General features: G+C 68.1%; 17 protein-coding genes. 5 read left to right on the top strand and 12 right to left on the bottom strand.

Going from position 1 to position 16,886, the window contains the following annotated elements; translation table 11 throughout:
- The first annotated feature begins 16 nt into the window (after positions 1–16).
- Entirely contained in the window at positions 17–631 is a 615-nt protein-coding gene (locus tag ACWDXS_RS26650; RefSeq protein WP_378995581.1) for a TetR/AcrR family transcriptional regulator, read from the top strand.
- A 27-nt stretch (positions 632–658) separates the two neighbouring features.
- On the opposite strand, the gene ACWDXS_RS26655 is transcribed toward ACWDXS_RS26650, so the two are convergent.
- The 4 genes from ACWDXS_RS26655 to ACWDXS_RS26670 form a co-directional block, all read right to left on the bottom strand.
- Positions 659–1,060, bottom strand: a complete 402-nt coding sequence (locus ACWDXS_RS26655; protein ID WP_379318818.1) for a helix-turn-helix domain-containing protein — start codon at positions 1,058–1,060, stop codon at positions 659–661.
- A 181-nt stretch (positions 1,061–1,241) separates the two neighbouring features.
- Positions 1,242–2,420 carry an alpha/beta hydrolase family protein gene (locus ACWDXS_RS26660; protein WP_449969682.1) on the bottom strand — a complete coding sequence of 393 codons (1,179 nt, stop codon included), beginning with the start codon at positions 2,418–2,420 and terminating at the stop codon, positions 1,242–1,244.
- A gap of 133 nt (positions 2,421–2,553) precedes the next feature.
- Entirely contained in the window at positions 2,554–3,420 is an 867-nt protein-coding gene (locus tag ACWDXS_RS26665) for an alpha/beta fold hydrolase (protein ID WP_449969684.1), read from the bottom strand.
- 63 nt (positions 3,421–3,483) lie between these two features.
- Positions 3,484–4,629 carry an MFS transporter gene (locus tag ACWDXS_RS26670; protein WP_449969687.1) on the bottom strand — a complete coding sequence of 382 codons (1,146 nt, stop codon included), beginning with the start codon at positions 4,627–4,629 and terminating at the stop codon, positions 3,484–3,486.
- 147 nt (positions 4,630–4,776) lie between these two features.
- On the opposite strand from ACWDXS_RS26670, the gene ACWDXS_RS26675 reads away from it, so the two are divergent.
- Positions 4,777–5,046, top strand: a complete 270-nt coding sequence (locus ACWDXS_RS26675; RefSeq protein ID WP_449969690.1) for a helix-turn-helix domain-containing protein — start codon at positions 4,777–4,779, stop codon at positions 5,044–5,046.
- Positions 5,047–5,100: 54 nt separating this feature from the next.
- Here the strand turns inward: ACWDXS_RS26675 and ACWDXS_RS26680 are convergent, their stop codons facing one another.
- The 4 genes from ACWDXS_RS26680 to ACWDXS_RS26695 all read right to left on the bottom strand — a co-directional run bounded on the left by ACWDXS_RS26680 (position 5,101) and on the right by ACWDXS_RS26695 (position 8,124).
- Complete coding sequence (locus ACWDXS_RS26680; RefSeq protein ID WP_378995570.1) at positions 5,101–5,565, bottom strand: DUF5130 domain-containing protein; 465 nt, start codon at positions 5,563–5,565, stop codon at positions 5,101–5,103.
- Entirely contained in the window at positions 5,552–5,830 is a 279-nt protein-coding gene (gene ctaJ, locus ACWDXS_RS26685) for an aa3-type cytochrome oxidase subunit CtaJ (RefSeq protein ID WP_194829561.1), read from the bottom strand. Before ctaJ ends, ACWDXS_RS26680 begins: the two co-directional genes overlap by 14 nt.
- A 74-nt stretch (positions 5,831–5,904) precedes the next feature.
- On the bottom strand, positions 5,905–7,506 hold the full coding sequence (locus ACWDXS_RS26690) for a glycoside hydrolase family 13 protein (protein WP_449969695.1): 1,602 nt from the start codon (positions 7,504–7,506) through the stop codon (positions 5,905–5,907).
- A 207-nt stretch (positions 7,507–7,713) separates the two neighbouring features.
- Entirely contained in the window at positions 7,714–8,124 is a 411-nt protein-coding gene (locus tag ACWDXS_RS26695) for a globin (RefSeq protein ID WP_101464033.1), read from the bottom strand.
- Positions 8,125–8,288: 164 nt separating this feature from the next.
- On the opposite strand from ACWDXS_RS26695, the gene ACWDXS_RS26700 reads away from it, so the two are divergent.
- On the top strand, positions 8,289–9,002 hold the full coding sequence (locus ACWDXS_RS26700; protein ID WP_378629923.1) for an HNH endonuclease: 714 nt from the start codon (positions 8,289–8,291) through the stop codon (positions 9,000–9,002).
- Positions 9,003–9,063: 61 nt separating this feature from the next.
- Here ACWDXS_RS26700 and ACWDXS_RS26705 read toward each other — a convergent pair whose 3' ends face one another.
- Complete coding sequence (locus ACWDXS_RS26705; protein WP_101464034.1) at positions 9,064–9,633, bottom strand: helix-turn-helix domain-containing protein; 570 nt, start codon at positions 9,631–9,633, stop codon at positions 9,064–9,066.
- A gap of 67 nt (positions 9,634–9,700) precedes the next feature.
- On the opposite strand from ACWDXS_RS26705, the gene ACWDXS_RS26710 reads away from it, so the two are divergent.
- Together ACWDXS_RS26710 and ACWDXS_RS26715 are read left to right on the top strand one after the other, a co-directional pair.
- Positions 9,701–10,393: an AzlC family ABC transporter permease gene (locus ACWDXS_RS26710; RefSeq protein WP_378995562.1), complete on the top strand. Its 693-nt coding sequence runs from the start codon at positions 9,701–9,703 to the stop codon at positions 10,391–10,393.
- Positions 10,390–10,710: an AzlD domain-containing protein gene (locus tag ACWDXS_RS26715; RefSeq protein WP_387445198.1), complete on the top strand. Its 321-nt coding sequence runs from the start codon at positions 10,390–10,392 to the stop codon at positions 10,708–10,710. Before ACWDXS_RS26710 ends, ACWDXS_RS26715 begins: the two co-directional genes overlap by 4 nt.
- 98 nt (positions 10,711–10,808) lie before the next feature.
- Here the strand turns inward: ACWDXS_RS26715 and ACWDXS_RS26720 are convergent, their stop codons facing one another.
- The 3 genes from ACWDXS_RS26720 to ACWDXS_RS26730 are packed head-to-tail and all read right to left on the bottom strand — an operon-like array spanning position 10,809 to position 16,841.
- Complete coding sequence (locus ACWDXS_RS26720; RefSeq protein WP_378995558.1) at positions 10,809–11,483, bottom strand: hypothetical protein; 675 nt, start codon at positions 11,481–11,483, stop codon at positions 10,809–10,811.
- Positions 11,484–11,487: 4 nt separating this feature from the next.
- Positions 11,488–11,958, bottom strand: a complete 471-nt coding sequence (locus ACWDXS_RS26725; RefSeq protein WP_449969702.1) for an acyl-CoA thioesterase — start codon at positions 11,956–11,958, stop codon at positions 11,488–11,490.
- Positions 11,955–16,841, bottom strand: coding sequence for an NAD-glutamate dehydrogenase (locus ACWDXS_RS26730; RefSeq protein ID WP_449969705.1), 4,887 nt, complete (start codon positions 16,839–16,841; stop codon positions 11,955–11,957). The genes ACWDXS_RS26725 and ACWDXS_RS26730 overlap by 4 nt, the downstream gene beginning before the upstream one ends.
- Positions 16,842–16,886: the final 45 nt, after the last annotated feature.

Raw genomic sequence — 16,886 nt, forward strand, 5'->3', positions numbered from 1 at the left:
TGCTAAACTCCTGCACATGGCCAGGATGACGCGCAAGGAGTCGCACGCCCACACGCGTGAACGACTGGTCGAGACCGCCAAACGGCTGTTCATGGCCGACGGCTACAACGTGACCCCCTTGGAGAAGGTGGCCACGGAGGCCGGGTTCTCCAAGGGCGCGGTGTACTCCAACTTCGCGACCAAGCACGAATTGGGCCTGGCCGTGCTCGACGTCGTCCACGTGGAGCGCGCCCAGTCGCTCGTGGACGCGATGCTGGCGCACGACACCTTGACGGAGCGGATCGAAGGATTCGCGCGATGGGCCGACGAGAACATCGGCGATGTCGGCTGGACCGCGCTGGAAGTCGAGTTCGCGACGAGCACCCGGCACATGCCCGAGATCCGCACCGAACTCGCCGAGCGCCGACGCACCCTGACGGCAATGCTCGCCTCGGTGATCCAGACGCAGGCCGATCAACTCGGCCTAGAACTCCCACTTTCCGCCGAAGATGCGGCGCTGCAACTACTCTCGCTCGGAATCGGCCTCGGCGTACAGCGCGCGATCGACCCCGAACTCCCCGTCAGCGCGATCGTCGACCTACTCCGCAGCCAGATCGCCGCCGGCCGCACGAGCGCGGCAGTGGACGGCTGACCCCACCACGGCCTGGTGACGGCCTGATCAGGCGGCGAGCAGGACAGCGTTCGGGGCCGGCGCGAGAGGAGCGGAGCTCGAGGGAGCGATCTGGCGTTGCCCGCCCAGCACGACCGCGCGTGTCGGCACGAGGGCGTGCCTGCGCATGGATTCGGCTACCTGCGCGACGAGATCGCCCAGCGAAGTACCGAGGGCGCCGGCCAGGGCGGCGATCATCTCGCTCGATGGCTCCTTGCGCCCGCGCTCGACCTCGGAGAGATATTGCGGCGAGATACCCGCCCGGCCCGCGGTATCGACGAGGGTGGAGCGCTGTTCCAGGCGCAGCGCGCGCAGCCGTTCACCCAGCGCCTCACGCCAGAGTGGTTCCGGCCGCGACTGCTGTTCGCCGCGTCCGCCTGGAATCACCCGCAACCCGCTGTGCTCGCCCATACTCCGAGCGTAGGGATCCCCGGACCGAAACACCCGGCTCTTCTGCTCTGGGCGTAACCAACGACCAAGGGGCCCGCCCTGATCTGGACTGAGCGGAGGGTGCGACGAAGGAGTACCCGGAGGGAAGGAAGATCAGGGGCCCGAAGGGCCCCGCTCGAGCGCGCCAGCGCTCCAAAAAAACTCAGCGGGTGATGCCGAAGCGGGTGTCTGCCCAGCCGAGCGCGTCGGCGAAGGACGCGGAGACGATCTCGCTGTGGTCGACGTCGTCGTACTTGCGGTAGTCGACCGACTCGCCTCGCCCCTGCTGTTCGGCGACCATCGCGTCCGTCGCCTGCAGCGGGACGGTGAGGTCGGAACGGCCTTGGAGCACGAGAACAGGGACGGTGAATCGCAGGCCGCTCGGGTCGTTGTCGTCGAGGACTCGCAGCAGCCCGGAGACATCGCCGTCGGCGGTGAACACGTCCTTCGCCGACAGGCCGCCCCACTTGCTCTTGTCGCGCAGCCCGCCGGTGCATTCGGAGTCGGCGACCGGCAGCAGCGACTGCGCCCGGCCGGTGAGGAATCGGGCGGGGTCGACATCGGTCACCGTCTGGGCGCCGCGAACCAGCAGCGGCAGGTACACCGACACCTCGCCCGTACCCAGCTTGCCCAGCGGATTCGACGCCGCCCACTTCGCCATCCGCACCTGTTCGCCCAGGTGCGAGGCGGGCGCCAGCGCGATGGCGCCGAGCAGCGGCGTGTTCGGCGTCCATCCCGCGGCGTCGACGGCGGCGAACAGGGCCGCGTGGCCACCTTGCGAATGCCCCATCGCCACCCAGCGCGAACCGACCGTCTTGTCGATTTCCCTTGCCGCCGTGGCGATATCGGCCATCGCGCGTTGTTCGGTCTCGCCGATCATGTACCCGTGACCGCCCGGTGTCCCCAAACCCTGATAGTCGGTCCTGGCCACCGCGTACCCCTTGGCCACCCAGCGAGCCTGTTCGTCCCTGCTCGGGGATGAGCCTTCGGATCGCGAGGCCGCGCAGACGTCGGCGACCCCGGTGCTACCCGGCCCCCAGGAGATGAGCGGCCAACCACCCACGGGCGCCACGCCTTCGGGCACCGCGAGTGTTCCCGATACCGCGACGGGTTTCTCCTGTGCGTCCAGTGACCGGTACAGCGTCAGGAAGTTGCGAGCACCCGGCACCGCCTGCGCACCGGTGAGCGGCTGCGCGCGGATCACCGAACCACGCTGTCCCGGAATCGATTCCGCGCTGGGGTTGTAGAACGCGGAAAGCGGTGCGGCCGCGGCGAATTCGGCGGGCCTGCTGTCCTGGGCGCAGGCCGGCGCGGACAGCGCCAGGCAACCCGCTGCGATCACCCGAGCAATACGTGCGTGCAAGTTTCCCCCGATACGCCGACGGCCCATGACGTGGCCGATAAACCGCCGACCAGGTTACTCGATGCCGTCCGGACGGCCGGGCGCCCCACGACCCCCAGCCGTCCACCCGTACTCAGCCCAGCACCCGGCCGAGGAAGTCGCGGATCAGCGCGGCGATCTCGGGTCCGTGCGTCTCCAGCGCGAAATGGCCCGCGTCGAGCAGGTGCAGTTCGGCGTCGGGCAGGTCACGCAGATAGGCGCGGGCACCGTCGGCACCGAAGATCTCGTCGTGGGCACCCCAGGCGATGAGCGTCGGCGGCCGATGCTCGGCGAAATACTGCTGGAAGGCCGGGTAACCGTCGAGGTTGTTCTTGTAATCGAAGAACAGCTGCAGCTGGATCTCCTTGTTGCCGGGACGGTCGAGGTAGGCCTGATCGAGGGTCCACACATCCGGGCTGACCAGTGCGAGCCGGTCGGCCGGAACGCCGTGCGTGTACTGCCATTTCGTCGCGTCGAGCTCGAGCAGCTTGCGCACTTCGGGCTCATGGGTCGCGCGGTCGTTCGCATGCGCGAACAACACGTCCCAGAACGGAGTGAAGCCGTCGAGGTAGGCGTTGCCGCTTTGGGTGATGATCGCGGTGACCCGCTCCGGATTGCGCGAGGCGATGCGCAGGCCGATGGGGGCGCCGTAGTCCTGGATGTAGAGCGCGAAACGGTCGATGCCGAGGGTGTCGAGCAGTTCCAGGGTGATCTCGGTGAGCGTGTCGAAGCTGTAGTCGAATTCGTCGACCGCCGGCATCGCCGACTGGCCGAAGCCGAGGTGATCGGGTGCGATCACGTGGTAGTCGTCGGCCAGTGCGGGAATCAGGTTGCGAAACATGGCCGAGCTGGACGGGAAGCCGTGCAGCAGAAGCAGAGTCGGCTTGCCCGAGTCGCCGGCTTCACGGTAGAAGACCGACCGGCCCTGGATCTCGACGGTGTGGTGGCTTATCTGGTTCATCGTGGATCTCTTTCTGTGTTGGTGATACTCGCGCCGAGCCCGGGAAGCTCGGCCGGGCGGGATTCAGACGGTGACCGGTACGCGACGGCGAACCGGGGAGATCAGGCCGACCGCAACGACGGTGAACACCAGGCCGAGGGCGAAGTAGCCGCGATAGCTGTCGGTGAGGGCGTGCACGACGGTGGCCACGCCGAGCCCGGTGGCGGCGGCGAGCTGGTGGATCACCCACGCGGGCGCCAGCGTGCGGCCCATCCGCGCGGGGTCGAGACCACGCGAAAGGATGGCCATGGTCAGCGGGATGACGGGGAACGAGGCGATACCGAACAGCACCGCGACCACGACCAGCACCGCGGGCCCCGGCACGAGCACCGCGGGCAACAAGGCGGCCAGGCGCACCGAATACAGCACCCGCAGTAGTGATTCCGGTGGGTAGTGCCGCAGCAGCCGCACCATCGCGGCCGAGGTCAGCCCGGCCGCCAGCGCGGCCAGCGCCACGAGCCTGCCCGCACCGGCCACCGACCAGCCCTGCTCCACCGCGTGTTTCGGCAGCATCAACACGACCACGTACAGGGTCGCCGCGTGGAAACCGAAGGACACCAGCACTTTCCATCGGTCCGCCAGCGATTCGCGGGCGCCTGCGCTGGTCGTCGCCCGCTGATCGGCGGGCAGCAGCAGCCACAGCACGGCGGTCGAAGCCAGACCGATCGCGCCGAGCAACGCGAAGGTGCCGCGCACACCGATCGGATCGAACAGCGCGGTCGCCGCCCACGGCGTGATCAGCTGGCCGAGGTTGATGCCGATCGCGGCGCGTGCCATGGCCGGTCCTACCTGCGGACCGTGTGCCCGCCCGAGCAGGGTGGTCACGGTGAGGGTCGACGACGACGCGAACCCCAATCCGCCGAGCACCATGTAGGCCGCGACGAACTGCCAGGTCTCGGTCACCGTGGCCAGCACCAGATAGCTGCTAGAGATCAGCGTGAGCCCGCCGATCAGCACGAGCTTGGGCCCGAGCAGATCGAGCAGCCTGCCGATACCCTGCTGCGCCAGGCCGGTGACCGTGGTGCCCAGCGCGGCGGCCACGGCCAGCGCCGTCGCCGACACCCCGTACGACGCGGCCGTCGGCGCGAAGAACACACCCATCGTGAAGTTGAGCCCGAACGAGACGGTCATCGCCGTCAGCCCCACCCAGGCAAGATGCTCACGTCGCATGCCCATCAGTTCCTAACTGCCTATTGACATTTGAATGGTTACAACAGGCGAATGTCCGGCCCCATTCCCTTCTCGGGAAGTCGGTCCAGACGAATACTCTCGACTGGCGGATGCGCGAGGCCACTCGAACGGCGCTCACGCCCGTCCATGTCGCGCTCAGCCAGCGCGGCCGCCGCCCGAGGCGCCTGCTTCGCCCTCAGCCCCCGCACCTTCCAGCGGCGCCTCGCCGAAGCGGGCACCACCTGGCGCGACGCCGCCTGCCGCGACCGCGCCGAACGGCCCCTGCGCGACTCCGACCTCCCCGTGCAGTCGATCGCCGCCCAGCTCGGCTACACCGATGCCCGCACCCTGCGCCGCGCGTTCCGCCGCTGGAACGGCCAGTCCCCCGACATCTTTCGCCGCACGCCCGGCGCGTGACACACGAACGGCGCGTTCACCATGAGGTGAACGCGCCGTCCGGAGGAGAACGAACTAGCGGCCGATCGCGGCGGCCATCACGCGGGTGGCCGAGATCAGGCCGTCGATCAAGTTGCCCTGACGGAACGAGGCCAGCGCGGCGGTGACGCCGAGCTGGCAGATGCGGTCGTTGGCGCGCTCGGCCACATTCGCACCGGAACGGACCTCGATCGCGCCCTGGTTCGGGGACACGGCGATGAGCACCGAATCGGCCGACTCCGGGGTGTTCGGCAGAATCGCGTCGGCACCGGCCGCCGGATCGGAGCCGAGGTCACCGAGGTAGATGTTGAAGCGGACCTTGGTGGCGCGGGTCGCCTCGGTGAGCGCGTTGTCGAGGGAGATGCGTTCACGATCGGTGAACGGCACCTCGTCGAACACGGTGCCGGGCTCGTGCACGCCGGACACCCGGCCGCTGCTGGTGAGGGCGAACCCGTGCGGCAGGTCGGCCTCGACCACCGCGGGCCAATTAGAACTTGCCACTTGCCCGGCCTCCGATCAGCTCCGCATGCGCGGTTTCGAGAGCCGCATGACTGCCATGCGGCTCGGCGGTGTGGTGCCCCGCCGCGGCGGTCACCTCATCGGTAGCACTCCACAGCACCGGCCGGTGGGTCCACTTCTGCCCGAGTGCGAAGTGGGCCGGCTTCTCACCGGGGAATGGCTTACCGAGATAGGACAAACCCGCGATCGCGAAGTAGATCGCGGCCGGGATGCCGACGAAGATCAGCACTGTCTCGAGAATGCTCACGCACCAACGGTAGACGATGCTGTGTAGTAGTTCATCCTCCGGCTGGCAGTTCCCGCACCGCGTGTCCGGCGGTGCTACACCAACCAGGCCGCCGCGTTCGGTGGCAACCGGTCGTCGGCGACCGGAGCGCTCGACAACAGCACCTCCCCCGGCGGCAACTGGATCGGGCCGTCCGAGGCGTTGAGCACGCAGATCAACCCGCCCGGCCGACGGAAAGCGAGGCAGCCGTCGGGACTGCCGTACCACTCGATCCGCTGGCCCGCGAACTCCGGCCGGGTGGCGCGCAAGTCGATCGCCAGCCGGTACAGCGACAGCGTCGAGTGCAGGGTTTCCAGCTGCGCCTCGACGGTGCGGTCGGCCCAGTCGGCCGGGATCGGCAACCACGGCGTACCCACGGTGAAACCGAACGGCGTGGTCGGGCCCTCCCACGGCATCGGGACCCGGCAACCGTCACGACCACGTTCCGTGTGGCCCGTGCGCTCCCACACCGGATCCTGCAAGACCTCCTCGGGCAGGTCGTCGACGTTGGGCAGAGCCAATTCGGCGCCGTTGTAGATGAACACCGCACCGGGCAGGGCGAGTTCGACCATCATCATCGCCCGCGCCCGCGCGACGCCGGCCTTGCCACCGCCGTAGCGGGTCACCTCCCGTTCGATGTCGTGATTGGACAGCGTCCAGGTGGGCGGGGCGCCCGCGTCGGCAACCGCGTCGAGGGAGTGTGTGATCGCGTCATGGACGCCCTGTGCGGTGAAGGGAGTCTCGGCGAGGCGGAAGTTGAACGCCAGGTGCAGCTCGTCGGGACGGACGTATTCGCCGAAGCGGACGTTGTCGTCGACCCACACCTCGCCGATCGACACCGCGTGCGGGTAGTCGTCGAGCACCGTGCGGATGCGGCGGTGAATGGCGTGCACGCCCGGGTTGTTGAAGCGGGGATCGTCGTCGTCGTGGACGAGCATCTTGGTCTCGACCCGGTCCATGTCGGGCAGGCCCTCGGGTTTGGCCATCCCGTGGGCGACATCGAGGCGGAAACCGTCGACGCCACGGTCGAGCCAGAAGCGCAGGGTCTTCTCGAAATCGTCGGCGACCTCGGGGTTTTCCCAGTTCAGGTCGGGTTGTTCGGGCGCGAAGATGTGCAGGTACCACTGCCCTGGAGAGCCGTCGGGTTCGATGATCCTGGTCCAGGCGGGGCCGCCGAAAATGCTCGGCCAGTTGTTGGGTGGCTCATCCCCGTCCTTGCCGCGACCGTCCCGGAAGAGGTAGCGAGCCCGTTCCGGGCTGCCCGGCGCAGCCTCCAGCGCCTCGGCGAACCACGCGTGTTCGATGCTGGTGTGGTTGGGCACCAGATCCATCGTCACTTTGATCTCGCGGTCGTGCGCCTCGGCGATCAACTCGTCCAGCGCCCCCAACCCGCCGAAGAGCGGGTCGATGTCGCGCGGATCGGACACGTCGTAACCACCGTCGGCCTGTGGTGACCGCATCACCGGACAGATCCACAGCGCGTCGACGCCCAATAGCTCCAGGTATCCCATCTTCTCGCGCACCCCGCCCAGGTCGCCGACACCGTCACCATCGGAGTCGGCGAACGAACGCGGATAGACCTGATAGAACACGGCGGTTTTCCACCACGGAGCGGTGCTTGCTTCCCCCGGCACCGGCGAGGCAGGTGTCTGTGTCACACCCGCAATATTGCCAAAGATCGCCCGCAATATTCATGCGGGGCGAGACTTTCTGCGAATCCGGCAAATCACCAGCGTTCGCCACGCCGCGGCGAAACATCGTGGTAAAGGGCGGCATCGATGCGAAACCGGGCGGCCATCCGCTGGTCATCAGCGAACAGCAGGCACCCGTAGGCTCAGATGCGCCCTATTAGGGCTCTCGTACCGCTACGGAGCGTTTTGCAGGGAGGCCGCTGCCATTTGGAAGTAGTCCAGCAGGGCTTTGCGGTGTTCGTCGTCCAGGATCGACGGTTCGATCTCACCGACCGCGATCCGCATGCATCGCATCCAGGCGTCGCGCTCGAGCGGCCCGATGACGAACGGATTGTGGCGCATGCGCAGCCGCGGGTGCCCGCGCTCGTCGGAGTAGGTGCGCGGCCCGCCCCAGTACTGTTCGAGGAACATCCGGAACCGGCGCTCGGCCGGACCCAGGTCCTCCTCCGGGTACAACGGGCGCAGGATCTCGTCGGCCGCGACCTCGCGATAGAACACCGACACCAGACGGCGAAACGTCTCCGCGCCGCCCACGGCTTCGTAGAAGGAGGTCGTTGTCTGCTCACCGGAAGTCACGCGCTCCATTGTGCCCCGATCACCACGGTCACGAACGCGCTGCCCTTCAACCACAGTTCATCCGGAAGTTTGAAAAATAGCCGTGCAATACCGCCGGAACCATGGTCAACTGGGGTCAGTATCGGCCCCAGATACCACATGATCCTGCCAATCATGAAATTGAGGTCACGAGGATGAAGCAGCGACCGAGCGCCCGTTCACACGAGGCGCGCACGCACCGACAACTCCAGCCCGCCGACGTCCACAATCGTGGCTCGGGGGCTGTTCCGCTGCATATCCTGTCCGATCACCATCCGGGCGCACACGGTCTTCACGACCTGCCGCATCTCCCCGCGCCTCTGCATCTCGCCGGAGACCACGACGCCGCCGCGTGGCGCAAACGCCGGGTCCTCCTCCTCAACGCCACCTACGAGCCGCTCACCGCGCTGTCCGCGCGTCGCGCTGTCGTGCTGCTGATCTGCGCCAAAGCAGACGCCGTTCACGACAATCCCGAAGGACCGGTCCTGCATTCCGCGGGCTCCGAAGTGGCGATTCCGTCCGTCATCCGCCTGCGCACCTACGTGCGGGTGCCCTACCGCGCCCGCGTGCCGATGACCCGCGCCGCGCTCATGCATCGAGACCACTACCGATGCGGGTACTGCGGCGGCAAGGCCGAGACCATCGACCACGTGATCCCCCGCAGTCGCGGCGGCGAGCACTCGTGGGAGAACTGCGTCGCCAGCTGCGCCCCCTGCAATCACCGCAAGGCCGACAAGATGCTGGCCGACCTGGGCTGGCACCTGCGCCACCCGCTGGTCTCGCCCAAGGGCCCGCATTGGCGGTTGCTGTCCACCACCGCCGATCTGGATCCGATCTGGTTGCAGTACCTCGGCGAAGGGGCCGCCTGATAGGCACAGCCGCGCATGGCCGGAACGCAGGCGAGCTACGCCTGACCAGCGCTCGATCGGCTCAGGCGCTCTCGATGACCATCGTCGCCCACGTTCCCGGCTCGAGCGCTTCGAAGATGTGAGGGAGATCGCCCAGGTAGCGGATGTAGTCGCCGGGGCGCATCTCCACGGGCTCGTCCGCCGGGCCCGCCATGGCGCGGCCCGCCGCCAGGACGACATGCTCGACGACGCCCGGGCTGTGCGGATCCGAGCGACGAGTGTGGCCGGGTTCGGCCGCGATGCGGTACACATCACAGCGCGTGTGTGACTGGCCCGCTGCGAGCAATGTCACCCGATAGTCGGCGTCGGCCGAGGGGACGGGTGCGCCCTCGTCGGCGCGAATCACCTGAACATTGGCCCGCGGCGGATCGAGCAGCCGGGAGAACGGCATTTCGAGGGCGACGCACAGCGCCCACAGGGTTTCCAGGCTGGGGTTGCCGGTGCCCGATTCCAGTTGCGACAGTGTGGATTTCGCGACACCCGCCCGATGAGCGACCTCGGTGAGCGAGAGGCCGGCGCGGGCGCGCTCACGACGCAGCGCCGCGGCGATCACCGCCTGGGGCGGTCCGACGACGGGGTCCTGCCGGTCCATCTACGCCTCCTGAGGGCTGGCGATACCGCGTTGACTTTACCCACCCCGTGCGTTCAATATAAACAACATGCGTTCGATTTGGCGAACACTCGACCGGAGAACCGTGGCTGCCGTAGCCGCGGCGTGCCTTGCCGTCGGCCTGTTCGGGGTGTCCTATGGCGCGTCGACGATCGCGGCCGGGTTCCCGATGTGGATGCCGATCGTGATGGCGGTCACGGTGCTCGCAGGCGGCTCGGAATTGCTGTTCTTCGGGATCGTCGCGGCCGGCGGTAGTCCGCTGGCGGCGGTGGTGGCCGGACTGCTGCTCAACGCGCGCCACCTGCCGTACGGATTGTCGGCGCCCGAGGTGTTCGGGCGCGGCTGGAAGCGAGCGCTCGGCATCCACGTCCTCAACGACGAGTCGGTCGCCTTCGCCACGGCCCCCGGTGATCAGGAACGCAAACGCGCCGCGTACTGGGCCTGCGGTATCGGCGTCGCACTGTGCTGGCCGCTGGGCGCCACCCTCGGCGCGGCACTGGGTTCGCTCGTACCCGATACCTCGGCGCTCGGCCTGGACGCGGTGTTCCCGGTGATCCTGCTCGCGCTGATCCTGCCCGCCCTGCGCGACCGGGCAACATTGCGGCCGGTACTGGTCGGTGCCGGGTTGGCGGTAGCGGTCGCACCGTTCGTGCCTGCCGGGCTCCCGGTGCTGATCGCCCTGGGCGGACTGGTCTTCGCTCTACGCCCACCGACCCCCACCGGCGAACCGGTGGCGGCATGAACGCGCCGTATCTGCTGCCCGCCATGTTGGCGCTCGCCGTGGGAACCTACGCACTGCGATGGACCGGCCCCGCGATGCGCCATCGGCTGCGGCTGTCCTCCCGGGCAATCCACCTCCTGGACACCGGCGCCCTCATTCTGCTCGCCGCGCTGGTAGCAACAGCCACGCTGCCGACCGGCTCCGGCCACCTCGGCGTCGCCCTACCCGCCGGTGTCGGCGTGGGCGGAGTCCTCGCGTGGCGGCGCGCCCCTCTACTCGTCACCGTGTTGGCAGCAGCCACGACAACGGCTCTGCTACGCCTCGTCGGCGTGCACTGACTCACTGCCAACCACGCTGCGCCACGACGGCACCCTTAGCCCGCCCCGCGACCCCTCGGGTGCGGAGTTACCGCACCCGAGACCCTGATCCGCCCAACTCAACTGGGCGACAACGGAATCCCGCCACCCAATCGCCGCGCGACAGACCCATACCGAGCATCCAACCGCAACCACGTCCGAGTAGCCCGCACCCGCACCAGCTCCGACGGCTGAATCCGACGCGACTCCGCCTTCTCCCCCGCATGCGGAATGAAATCCATCGCAGTGAGCGCGAAGACGACGCGCATCGGCACCTGCACCTCGAGATCACCGGTCCCGGTAACCGTAAGAACCGACTGGTCGAGAAGCGACGCGGGCGGCCCTTTGGGACCGCCGTGTTCGCGCGCCACATCCGCGCCACGTTCGGCCAGCTCCACCAGGGTGCGCGCCGGAACGTCATCCACATGCGAGAAGCCGTCGGTCGGCGGAAGGGCACCGCGCCAGGCGGAGTCCATCGAGTAACCGAGGTCGATCGGATGGCCGGTACCCAGTCCCGCGAGCACCGTGTCCGCACCGACGGTGACATCGTCGACACCGAGTTCCGCGGTGATCGTGCGCACCGCCAGCGTCTCGAACCCCGTTGCCACCCACGCGGATACGAGACTGGAACCACGCCGCCGCAATCGGACGACAGCGGCCGGGTCCAGCCGGAGGGCGCGACCGAGGAAGGTGGCCAGGTTTTCGCGTTCGGCCGGGTCGGGCGTGTGGAGCACCCGTTGTTCGGAGGAGCTCACGTAATCAGGCCCGCCACAGTGCCAGGTAGTCGCGCTCGGACTCGCTGAGCCTGCGCAGCCGCTGGGTGTCGATGTCGAACGCGGCGAGCTGGGTGGTCGCGATCACCGCGGGCGGCGAATCGGGAGCCGCGCCGTTGGCCCGCACCTCGTAACCGATGGTGAAATCGACCGCGCGCAATTGCTTGACCCACATGGCGATGTCGAGCGGGGTGTCCTCGTGCCGCAACTGTCCGCGGTACTTCACATGCAGGTCGACCAGCACACACCCCTGCCGCCCCATCGACGCCGTCGGCTTGTCGTCGTCGAACAGCCACGGAATCCGCGCCTCTTCCAGCAGGGTCACCATCCGAGCGTGGTTGACGTGCTGGAACACGTCCATATCCGACCAGCGGATCTCGACCTTCGCGTGAAAACGCTGCGGCAACACCAGCTCCGGTGCGGGCGTGCCGGTGTTGCCGTTCGGCGAACTCGTCACCGTGGTACCTCCGATTGGGCGCCCACCCCGCTCACCATGCTCCGCACCTGTCGCGCGGCAACCGACAGTGTGGCGAGGTCGTGGGTCCCGGACTCGAACAGCTCCGACAGGGCCGCGCGCGCACGGCCCAGCCTGGACTGGTTCTTCGACTCCCAGTATGCAATTTTTTCGTCGGGAGTTTCCTCCGGGTCACCCGCGGACAGCACATCGAGGGTGAGCGAGCGCAACGAACCGTACATGTCGTCGCGCAGAGCGAGCCGGGCCAGCGCGTGCCAGCGATCGCCACGTTCGAGGTGACTCACCGCCTCGAGCAGCCAGTCGATCTTGAGATGGTCGTTGAGCGCGTAGTACAGGGCGCCCACCTCGGCGCCGTCGCGATCGGTGATGTCGGCGATGTCGACGATGTCGAGCAGCGGGAACAACCCGAGCAGCCCGAACACCTCGGTGGCCAGGTCGGTCGGCGCACCGCGGGCGATCAGCTCGGCGGCGCCCTGGGTGAGGGAGGTGACATGGTGCCCGCGCAACCAGCCCGGCACCTGCGGCGCCAATTCCTGGACCCGGCGGTGATAGCGGTTGATCTCGGCGCCGACCGCGATCGGCTGCGGCCGGTTGCTCAGCAGCCAGCGCGATGCGCGGTCCAGCGTCCGCTTGGATTCCAATTCGAGCAGGTCACAGACTCCGGCGGCCGCGTCGGCGCCGCGGATGCGCGACCACACGTCATGGAGCTGGAAGATCTCGGTGGCCGCGGCGAACGCACGCACCGTATCGGTGGTGGTGGCGCCGACCTCTTCGTTGAGGCGGTGGGCGTAGGTGATGCCGCCGTAGTCGACGACCTCGTTGACGATCATCGTGGTGACGATCTCGCGGCGCAGCCGGTGCTTCTTGATGGCGGCGCCGAACTGCTCCCGCAGCGGCGTCGGGAAGTACAGGGGCAGTTTCCTCGCGAAGTAGGCGCTGTCGGGCAGGTCGGTGTCGAGCAGGTCGGCCTTGAGGCCGAGCTTCACGTGCGCGAGCAGGTTGGCCAGCTCGGGTGAGGCGAGCCCGGCGCCCTCCTCACCACGGCGAGCCAGCTCGGCGGTCGACGGCAGCGCTTCGAGCTCCCGGTCGAGGCCACGTCGCTGTTCGAGGTCGGCGATCACACGACCGTGCACATTGAGCATCTGGGGCGCGTCGGTGCGGGCGATACCGATCAAAGTGTTCTGATCGACGTTGTCGTGCAACACCATTCGAGCGACCTCGTCGGTCATCGAGGCCAGCAGCGGATTGCGGTCGGCGGGCGCGAGACCGCCCGCGCTGACCACGCCGTCGAGCAGGACCTTGATATTGACCTCATGGTCGGAGCAGTCGACGCCCGCGGAGTTGTCGAGTGCGTCGGTGTTCATCTTGCCGCCCGCACGGCAGAACTCGATCCGGCCGAGCGCGGTGGCCCCCAGGTTGCCACCTTCGCCGATCACCTTGACCCGCAATTGGTTTCCGTCGACGCGCACCGCGTCGTTGGACTTGTCACCCACCTCGGCGTTGGATTCGGTGCTCGCCTTCACATAGGTGCCGATGCCGCCGTTCCACAGCAACTGCACCGGTGCGAGCAGGATCGCGCGCACCAACTCCGGCGGCGAGAGCGTCTGCACCGAGTCGGGCAGGCCGAGCGCCGTCCGTGCCTGCGGCGAGATCGGCACCGACTTCACGGTCCGTTCGAACACGCCGCCGCCCTCGCTGATCAGGCTCCGGTCGTAGTCGGCCCACGAGGATCGCGGCAGCGCGAACAAGCGCTCACGTTCGGCGAAGGAGCTCGACGCGTCGGGGTTCGGGTCGAGGAAGATGTGCCGGTGGTCGAACGCGGCGACCAGCCGGATGTGCGGCGAGAGCAGCATGCCGTTGCCGAATACGTCACCGCTCATGTCGCCGACGCCGACCACGGTGAATTCCTGGCTCTGGGTGTCGATGTCCATCTCACGGAAGTGGCGTTTGACCGCTTCCCACGCCCCCTTGGCGGTGATGCCCATCGCCTTGTGGTCGTAGCCCGCCGAGCCACCGGAGGCGAAGGCGTCGCCGAGCCAGAAGCCGTAGCGGGTGGCCACATCGTTGGCGATATCGGAGAAGCTGGCGGTGCCTTTGTCGGCGGCGACCACCAGGTAGGTGTCGTCGCCGTCGCGGCGGACCACCCGATCGGGCGGCAGCACCGCGCCGGTGGCCAGGTCGACGTTGTCGGTGACGTCGAGCAACCCGGAGATGAAGGTGCGGTAGCAGGCGACGCCCTCGGCGATACTCGCCTGGCGGTCGACGGCCGGGTCACCGATCGGGGCGGGCGGACGCTTCACCACGAAACCGCCCTTGGCGCCGACCGGCACGATCACCGCGTTCTTCACCGCCTGCGCCTTCACCAGCCCGAGGATCTCGGTGCGGAAGTCCTCGAGCCGGTCGGACCAGCGCAGGCCGCCACGCGCTACCGAGCCGAACCGCAGGTGCACGCCCTCGACCCGCGGCGAGTACACGAAGATCTCGAATTGCGGTCGCGGCTTGGGCAATTCGGCGATCTCGCGCGGCTCGACCTTCAGTGCCAGGTAGTCGCGTGGGCGACCTTCGTCGTCGAGAACATAGTTGTTGGTTCGCAGCGTGGCTTTGATCAGGCCGAGGATGGCTCGCAGGATGCGGTCGGCGTCCATGCTGACCACCTCGTCGATCCCGGCCCGCACCCGGTTCTCGAGCTCGACGGCGGCCTCGGCGGAGACGATGGCCGGATCGAAGCGGGCGGCGAACAGGTCGACGAAATCGCGCGCGACCTCCGGATGGGCCAGCAGCACGCGGGCAATATTGACCTGGGAGTACGGGAATCCGGCCTGCTGCAGGTATTTCGCGTACGCGCGCAGGATCGCGACCGACCGCCACGGCAGGCCGGCACGCAGCACGAGTTCGTTGAGACCGTCGGCTTCGGCCCGGTCGTACCAGACCGCCTCGAAGGCGTCGGTGAACCGGGTACGCAGGGCGTCGAGCTGGCCGGGGGCCTCGAGCAGGGCGGCGTCGAGATCGCCGCCCAGTGCGTTGCGCAGCAGCTCCGGGCGAGCCTGCAAACCGAAATCGTAGATCCAGCGCTCGGTGCCGCCTTCGTGTTCGAGCTGGTAGGGCCGTTCGTCGACCACCTCGACACCCAGGCTCTGCAAGACCGGGAGGACCTGGCTCAGCGAGACACCGGAACCGGCGATGTAGAGGCTGAAGCGCCACGAACCGGGCTCCGCTTCGGGCCTGCGGTAGAGGTGCTGCCTGATGCCGCCTTCGGTGAGTCGCTCGAGACGCACGATGTCGGCCAGCGCGCGGGCGGGCGCGAAGTCCTCTTTGTAGCTTTCGGGCAGCGCCTCCGAATACCGTTTGACCACAGCGGGATCGAGCACGGTAGAGGAGGCGACCGCATCACCGATCCGGTCGTCCCAGGTGTGGCTGGCAGCGTTGAGCAGGCCCTGCAAACGCAGCCGGTTGTCCTCGGAGGTGTCGGGGCCTGCCTCGCCGGTGGCCTCGGCGGGCATCATCACCGTGAAATACACACTGGCGAGCTCACTTTCGCTCACCCGCGCCGAGTAGTCGATATCCACGCCACCGAGTTCGGCGACCAGGATCTCCTGCATCTCCAGGCGTACGGCGGTGGTGTAGCGATCGCGCGGCAAATACACCATGCAGGCCACGAAGCGGCCGTAGCCGTCGCTGCGCAGGAAGAGCCGGACCTGCCTGCGCAGGCCGACGCCGAGGACCGCGACGGCGGTGCGGCGCATGGTTTCGGTGTCGGCCGAGAACAGTTCGGTGCGCGGGAACGACTCGATCACCTCGAGCATCGCCTGCCCGGAGAAGGAGTCCTTGTCGAACCCGGCGCCCTCGATCGCGGTCCGCACCCGGCGATTGATCACCGGGATGTCGAGCACGTTCTCGTGCACCGCGCTGACGGTGAACACGCCGATGAACAGGTGCACCCCCACCTCGGCGCCCGTCTCGTCGACATCGGCGACACCGACGAAATACGGGTACACCGAGCGGTGCACTGTCGCGCGCACCAGGCCCTGGGTGAGCAGCAGCAACGGGCGGTCTTCGCCGTTGATGGGCACTTTGAAATCGGTGCCGACATCGGGCCGGAGCACACCCAGGCTCGCACCGGGCACCACGGTCGAGACCGTGTGGCCGTCCTCGACGCCGCGCCGGTAGCGGGCATACCCCAGCAGGGTGAAGTTGCCCGCGGCCAGCCACCGCAGCAGCTGGGCGCAATCGGCCACATCGACAGCGGGGAACGGCGTGGAGCTCTGGGCGGCGGACCGGTCGAGCGCGTCGGCCAGCGAGCTCTGCACCGCGGCCATGGCCTCGGTGTCGTCGATCACCTGGCGGACATCGTCGATCACCTCGGGCATGGTGCGTTCGATGTGATCGAGCTGGGCCCGGCCGGTCGACGGGTGCAGCTGCAGGTGCATCCACGATTCGGTCAGCCCGGTCGCGCCGTGGCCGTCCACCTCGTGCGCCGCGGCTGCGGTGAGGTGGCCCTCCTCGTCGCGGATGACCTCGAAGATCGGGTGGATCACCTCGGAGACGCTCACCTGCATCCGGCCCAGCGCCGCGGTGATCGACTCCACCAGCAGCGGCATGTCGTCGGTGACGACCTGCACCGCGGCACCCATCCCGGTCCCGTCGTCGGGATGGTGCACCCGCACGCTGGCCTTACCCGGCATCCGCACGGCGGCCAATTCCATGTGGTGCCGGAAGATCTGGGTGATTCCGGGGATCGGGAAGTCCACGTCACCGGCATCGACGTGTCGGAAATACGCCTCCTCGAGGGTCGCGAGATCGCCGCGCAAGCTCTGCGGCATTCCCGCGGCCCACGCCGCGCTGGAGATTTCCGACGAGACCGTCATCGTTTAGCCCACTCCCATGGATTGTGGTTCGCTTCGATTTCGCAA

It is taken from the genome of Nocardia sp. NPDC003183 (assembly GCF_053590715.1).

What these genes read in the sequence shown, in the direction of transcription:
- ACWDXS_RS26655 (WP_379318818.1), bottom strand. Translation starts at nt 1,060, where the DNA reads ATGGGCGAGCACAGCGGGTTGCGGGTGATTCCAGGCGGACGCGGCGAA.
- ACWDXS_RS26670 (WP_449969687.1), bottom strand. Translation starts at nt 4,629, where the DNA reads ATGCGACGTGAGCATCTTGCCTGGGTGGGGCTGACGGCGATGACCGTC.
- ACWDXS_RS26665 (WP_449969684.1), bottom strand. Translation starts at nt 3,420, where the DNA reads ATGAACCAGATAAGCCACCACACCGTCGAGATCCAGGGCCGGTCGGTC.
- ACWDXS_RS26675 (WP_449969690.1), top strand. Translation starts at nt 4,777, where the DNA reads ATGTCGCGCTCAGCCAGCGCGGCCGCCGCCCGAGGCGCCTGCTTCGCC.
- ACWDXS_RS26715 (WP_387445198.1), top strand. Translation starts at nt 10,390, where the DNA reads ATGAACGCGCCGTATCTGCTGCCCGCCATGTTGGCGCTCGCCGTGGGA.
- ACWDXS_RS26710 (WP_378995562.1), top strand. Translation starts at nt 9,701, where the DNA reads ATGCGTTCGATTTGGCGAACACTCGACCGGAGAACCGTGGCTGCCGTA.
- ACWDXS_RS26705 (WP_101464034.1), bottom strand. Translation starts at nt 9,633, where the DNA reads ATGGACCGGCAGGACCCCGTCGTCGGACCGCCCCAGGCGGTGATCGCC.
- ACWDXS_RS26730 (WP_449969705.1), bottom strand. Translation starts at nt 16,841, where the DNA reads ATGACGGTCTCGTCGGAAATCTCCAGCGCGGCGTGGGCCGCGGGAATG.
- ACWDXS_RS26700 (WP_378629923.1), top strand. Translation starts at nt 8,289, where the DNA reads ATGAAGCAGCGACCGAGCGCCCGTTCACACGAGGCGCGCACGCACCGA.
- ACWDXS_RS26695 (WP_101464033.1), bottom strand. Translation starts at nt 8,124, where the DNA reads ATGGAGCGCGTGACTTCCGGTGAGCAGACAACGACCTCCTTCTACGAA.
- ACWDXS_RS26650 (WP_378995581.1), top strand. Translation starts at nt 17, where the DNA reads ATGGCCAGGATGACGCGCAAGGAGTCGCACGCCCACACGCGTGAACGA.